Source organism: uncultured Nostoc sp. (assembly GCF_964245575.1).
Lineage (GTDB): Bacteria > Cyanobacteriota > Cyanobacteriia > Cyanobacteriales > Nostocaceae > Nostoc.
In genome coordinates, this window is sequence record NZ_CAXTNP010000320.1 from 1 (window position 1) to 5,411 (window position 5,411).

Below are 5,411 nucleotides of genomic sequence, written 5' to 3' on the forward strand. Positions count from 1 at the left end.
GATCGCAGTTGGCTGAACTTTGGGTTGTTGAAGAGATAGATTTGGTGATTCCGCTTTCTGCTGCTTTGGTTCTGGCCGGAATACCTTTGCTGAAGATAAGGTTGTTGAGTCAAAAGAACTCTTGCTAGAGGCTTTATGTGCATCTGAATTAGCTGAGTTCACCGCAGAAACAGGTTTTTTCGGTAAAGCTTTACCACCTGCGATTGAATCTTTAGTAGCCCGAAATGAGGTTTTTTGGGGTATGTGTGTTTCATTGGGATAAACTTCAACTACCTCAATTGGAATCTCTTGCTTAGGCTCAGGCATAAAAGCTGTAAACCAATATTTGCTCCCCATCAGTAAAATAGAGTGTAGAAGGATGGAACTAACTAGACCTGGGAGGATATCGAGGGGGCCCACGCTCCGATAGCGCTGAAATTCATGAGAAAAAGCCATGTTATTGTGCTTTTGCGTGATAGATAACAGCCTCAACAGTCTATTTACTGTCTTCTAACTTAGAGGATATCGCATCTGATTCAAGCAAAACAAACGAGATATTGGATAATATCTTTTTTCAACTTGATCGAGCCGAAATGGTCAACTGTGCCGATTTCAGGACATTCAGCAACATCCAAATCTTCTTCTTCGTGAAGAATGGCAGTTAATGTTTTGGTCTTTATAGGGTTTTATTTTGATCCGGACAGTCGAGCGATGCCTACGGTGGCAAGTTACACACTGCTTTTTCTAGTTTAGTTTTCAGGTGCGATCGCTTGTGCATCTCCCTGTTTAGCAAGTTCTAAAAGATTTGCCTGTGTCATAACCAATAAATCCAAAACCTAAGAAAATATTTTCTCTCTTAGGATTCCATATTTACAGGTAAAAACAACATTTTTAAAATTTTTCAAGCCCTGTATTTAAAATTTCATTGGATTTATGAAATTTGTTGTAAAAACACCTGCTTTATAGTATTTGTTTGCGCCTATGCATGAGGTAAATCAAATACTTACGTTCTTTTTTAATTACAGAACTTCCATTAGTAATACTTACTTTTTGAATCAAAACCTCAGAACAAAATGATAAAATATCATTGCTGATTTGATTAGGAGAAAATTCAAAATTTTGGTTTGTTAATCCCTGTGCAGTATCGCCACTTAAGTTAATACAAATAGTTAAAGTTTGAGAATTACTCAAAGAGTGTTCATCATCTACTGTTTCTAGTTCAGCTTCTGCTATGCCTAAATTAAACTCTTTACTCCAAGCTGGAAACTCTTGACCAGTTTGTTGCCCATAAACTTTCACTATTTCAATAGATGCAGCCCCTAAAGCCGTTAACCCTTTGCGGACAAATGCAACTAAGGTTTGCTGATTTGGTACTTGAGCAGATTCTAGAATTACTTCTAAACAAGCATCTTTGAAGACAACTTTTGCAGTGATCCCTTTGGGATGTAAGTGGCGGTTCATCAGAGATGCGATCGCCCGTGCATCTCCCTGTTTTGCAAGTTCCAGAATATTTGGCTGTGTCATAACCAGTAAAAGATAAAATCTCGGAAAATTAACTTATATTCTCAGGGTTCCCTCTTGACAGCCTTAAGTAACATTATGATGCAAGATATCAGCTAACCTGGGCTAAAATGTCTAGGATAAAGATAGTCATTCACAGACTTTTGCAATAAATATATTTTCCCTGTATCAACATCAAAAACTATTGTTTTTGTGCTTGTCAAATTAACAGGATTAATATTAATCAGTTTAATTCTAATTTTCAACATGAAGATTTATCAAGATCATGCTTGGCCCTCAACGCTAGAAGAAGCCATCGTTATCCAAGAAAAGCTGCGCGATCAAGTAATTACTGAAGATCAACTGCAAGAACCTATCCAGTACGTTGCTGGAGTGGATATGGGTTTTGAAGCTGATGGAACCATTAGCCGTGCAGCTGTCGCAGTACTGAGTTTTCCTGATTTGCAAGTAATCGAGACAAGCCTAGCACACCGTCCTACGACCTTTCCTTATGTTCCTGGGTTCCTCTCATTTCGGGAAATTCCAGCTGTTCTCGATGCCCTAGAGAAGATTAAAACAACACCAGATATCATCCTGTGTGATGGGCAAGGAATTGCCCATCCCCGCAGATTAGGTATAGCTAGCCACTTAGGGTTACTTATAGATATGCCGACAATTGGTGTAGCCAAGTCCAGGTTAGTAGGTAAGTATGAGGAATTGCCACAAACAAAAGGCAGCAGCCAACCACTTATATATAAAGGTGAAACGGTTGGGGCAGTTTTGCGATCGCGCACAGGAGTAAAACCTCTATACATCTCCAGTGGTCATCGAATTAGTTTACCAACAGCGATTGACTATGTATTACGCTGCACGCCCAAATATCGCCTGCCAGAAACAACACGCATTGCCGATCAATTAGCGTCGGCGAAATAAAGCTTGTTGAAGTTTTTTCTAAATACTTGCTTGCTCCTACTCAATCGTGTTAGGAATCGCACAGAAAGAAGTTGAAGTAGCTAACTAAATACGAATTACGAAGTTAGAACAATGAACGCACTAACTTTACAGTGGCATGATGCAGGCCAAGATAAAACTCAGAACATTTATGAACAACAGCCAAGTCAAAATCTTGGCACTGTCCGCATCGGTCGCGATCCCCTTCGGTGCGATATTGTTTTGAGTCACCCCACTGTCTCTGGTCTACACGTTGAAATATTTTTTCATCATCAGCAACAGCGCTTTTATATTAGGAATTTGCGATCGCAAAATCCCCCCGTTGTCGATGGACGGCAATTAGTCCAAGGTGAAATGCCTTTAACTCAAGGCACTAATATCTCTTTGGGACAAATAAAACTCAACGTTACTAGCGTTTCCACGGGTAGCATTCCAGCAACAATTTTGCTACCACCCAATCCAGCAATAAATCTCGAACATCACCACCATCCACCAACACCCCCTGCACCACCGCCAGGAGTTTATGGCTTAGAATGCCCCAAATGTCATAAAGTTTCCCCAGGAGAGAATCTACAAATTGGCTGTCATTGGTGTGGGACATCTTTAGCTGCGGCTGTGAGTGTGTTGGTAGGAGGGAATTAGGAGACGCGATTAATCGCGTCTGTACAAGAATTAGAAGTAGAGACGCGATTAATCGCGTCTGTGGAAAAGAGTTTTTTCCATGCCCAATGACCAATGACAAATGACCAATGACAAATGACAAATGACAAATGACTTACAAATCCAATTGAGTTGGGACGATCCGGCGACAGGTGAACGGCGAGAACCAAGGTTGAATATGCCGATCGCTTTTGGTCGAGAATTCGCTCGTTTACCAACTGAATTTAATGGACGGCGCGTTTCTCGGATGCTACTTAACAGTAACGAAGTTTCTCGCTACCATGCCCTAATTAACTGGGAACAAGACCATCTAGTAGTGATTGACCAAGGCAGCGTTAACGGTGTATATGTCAACGGTCAACCACAAACGCGCAGTGTTCTGGCTAATGGCGATACGTTGCAAATTGGCCCCTATTTAATAACAGTGACATTTGCTGTTAACGTATCCGCACCAGATACCACCCCCCCTTCAACGATTCACTTCAACGCAAATACCAATCTTCCAGACCCCACCTTGCCTGTAGTTCAGCCGCTAACGCCCTTGGCAAATAATTTCCCGCCACTAGCGTTTCAGGCACAAAAGGTTGCTGTGCAAGCACTTCATGCTACAGGACTGCCAGTAGATGAATCTGATTATCTAGCGATCGGGGCGGGACTGGGTAGCTTTTTATGGGCTGATTTGCTGCGAATTAGTGGTGTGCGTGCTGACAAAATTGTGGCTTTGGGATTAGAGGCAGAACCTTATGCTCGTTACAAGCGCCTTTGTTTGAATTCGCAAATTCCCTTATATGAAAGACTGCGTTCTAATTCTGACTCTTGTCCTGATAATATTTGGGGTTGGCCTAGTTATGCCTTGCGAGAAGCTTGGGGTGACTTAGCCAAGGGACAGATAAACTCAGCATTCAAGTACTTATGGCAAGTGTTTGCTGAACCAACATTTGCAGAAACTTATACTCCACGTGCGGGTAATGTCTTTGATTCCATAGATAGGGAGACGAAGCGCATTGGCTGGAATCAAATTTATCGCTATGGGCGAGTTAGGGGAATTCGCAAAACTGATGATGGCAGGTATTGCATAGCCTATTCTCGCGCCCCAGGAAATTATGCTTTTTTAGTTAGTCGTTATTTACATTTAGCTACTGGGTATCCAGCAATTCAGTTTCTCCCAGATTTGCAAGCTTATAGGGAAAAATATCAAGACTTTAAATCTGTAGTCAATGCTTATGAAGCTCACGATCATGTTTATCAGCAACTAGAGCAACAAGGTGGTACGGTATTGATTCGGGGGCGGGGAATTGTGGCTTCGCGGATTGTGCAGCGCATTTATGAAGCTAGAAAAAGAAATCGGAATATTGCAGTTTTGCATTTAATGCGATCGCCTAAACCTCAAGGCAACAAATTTCAAAATACCCAGCGCCTAGTCAAAAATCATTACGAATTTCAACCATTTAACTGGCCAAAAGCCTGTTGGGGCGGCGAACTCCGGGCAATGTTAGAAAAAGCCACCCCCGATGAACGCAAACGTTTACTAGCAGACTGGGGTGGAACTACCACCGCCGATCGCCAAGACTGGCAGCAAATTACTGCCCAAGGGTTAAGCGAAGGCTGGTATCAAATTAGCTTCGGAGAGGTTCTGGATGTAGAACGAGATGCCCAAAATCGGACTATTACCCGTATCCGAGAAAAAAGCTTTGGGGAAACGAAATTGCTTGCTGACTTTATTGTTGATGCTACTGGACTGGATGCCAAGGTAGATGCCAATCCCCTCTTAGCAGATTTGGTGAAACATTACAACCTCCCAGTGAATCACTTGGGGCGACTGACTGTAGCGAACAATTTTGAATTAGTAGAAATGCGTAATGATAGAGGTCAAATGTATGCTGCTGGGGCTATTACTTTAGGTGGCCCTTATGCCGCAGTTGATAGTTTCTTGGGCTTGCAGTACGCCGCATTAGTCGCTGTTGATGGACTCGCCGCCGCCCGTGCGCCTGGAGTTCAAAGGTTAAATGTTGTAAGTTCCTTTGGGCAGTGGTTGAAATGGGTGTTAAATCAGTCACCTTAGTCTAAGGCGGCAGGGGGCAGGAGGAATACAGTATTTATCTGGCTGTTTTGAGTAGCAAATCCCAACTTCGAGGATAAAAGGTGCAACGTCGAGGATAAAAGGTGCAACGTCGAAGATAAAAGGTGCAACTTCGAGGTTCAGAGGCTCAACGTTGGAGTTCAGAGGCTCAACGTTGGAGTTCAGAGGCTCAACGTTGGAGTTCAAAGGCTCAACGTTGGAGTTCAAAGGCTCAACGTTGGAGTTCAAAGGCTCAACGTTG

At 42.7% G+C, this 5,411-nt stretch carries 5 protein-coding genes and 1 pseudogene; 3 read left to right on the forward strand and 3 right to left on the reverse strand.

The window, feature by feature from the left end; genetic code table 11:
- The coding region (locus tag ACFFAP_RS32810; protein WP_375515135.1) for a hypothetical protein at window positions 1-306 on the reverse strand (306 nt) is incomplete at its 3' end.
- A 633-nt stretch (window positions 307-939) separates the two neighbouring features.
- Window positions 940-1,503, reverse strand: a complete 564-nt coding sequence (locus ACFFAP_RS32815) for a hypothetical protein (RefSeq protein ID WP_375515136.1) — start codon at window positions 1,501-1,503, stop codon at window positions 940-942.
- Between the two features lie 243 nt (window positions 1,504-1,746).
- Between ACFFAP_RS32815 and nfi the strand changes: the two genes are divergently transcribed.
- From nfi to ACFFAP_RS32830, 3 genes are all read left to right on the forward strand, one after another.
- Complete coding sequence (nfi, locus tag ACFFAP_RS32820) at window positions 1,747-2,412, forward strand: deoxyribonuclease V (protein WP_375515141.1); 666 nt, start codon at window positions 1,747-1,749, stop codon at window positions 2,410-2,412.
- 111 nt (window positions 2,413-2,523) lie between these two features.
- On the forward strand, window positions 2,524-3,072 hold the full coding sequence (locus ACFFAP_RS32825) for an FHA domain-containing protein (protein WP_375515137.1): 549 nt from the start codon (window positions 2,524-2,526) through the stop codon (window positions 3,070-3,072).
- 121 nt (window positions 3,073-3,193) lie between these two features.
- The gene (locus ACFFAP_RS32830; RefSeq protein WP_375515138.1) at window positions 3,194-5,152 is read left to right on the forward strand and encodes an FHA domain-containing protein; all 1,959 of its coding nucleotides are present in this window, start codon (window positions 3,194-3,196) and stop codon (window positions 5,150-5,152) included.
- On the opposite strand, the pseudogene ACFFAP_RS32835 reads toward ACFFAP_RS32830, so the two are convergent.
- Window positions 5,144-5,411 (reverse strand): annotated as a pseudogene (locus ACFFAP_RS32835) (hypothetical protein); the annotation flags it as partial. The gene ACFFAP_RS32830 and the pseudogene ACFFAP_RS32835 sit on opposite strands and share 9 nt — an antisense overlap.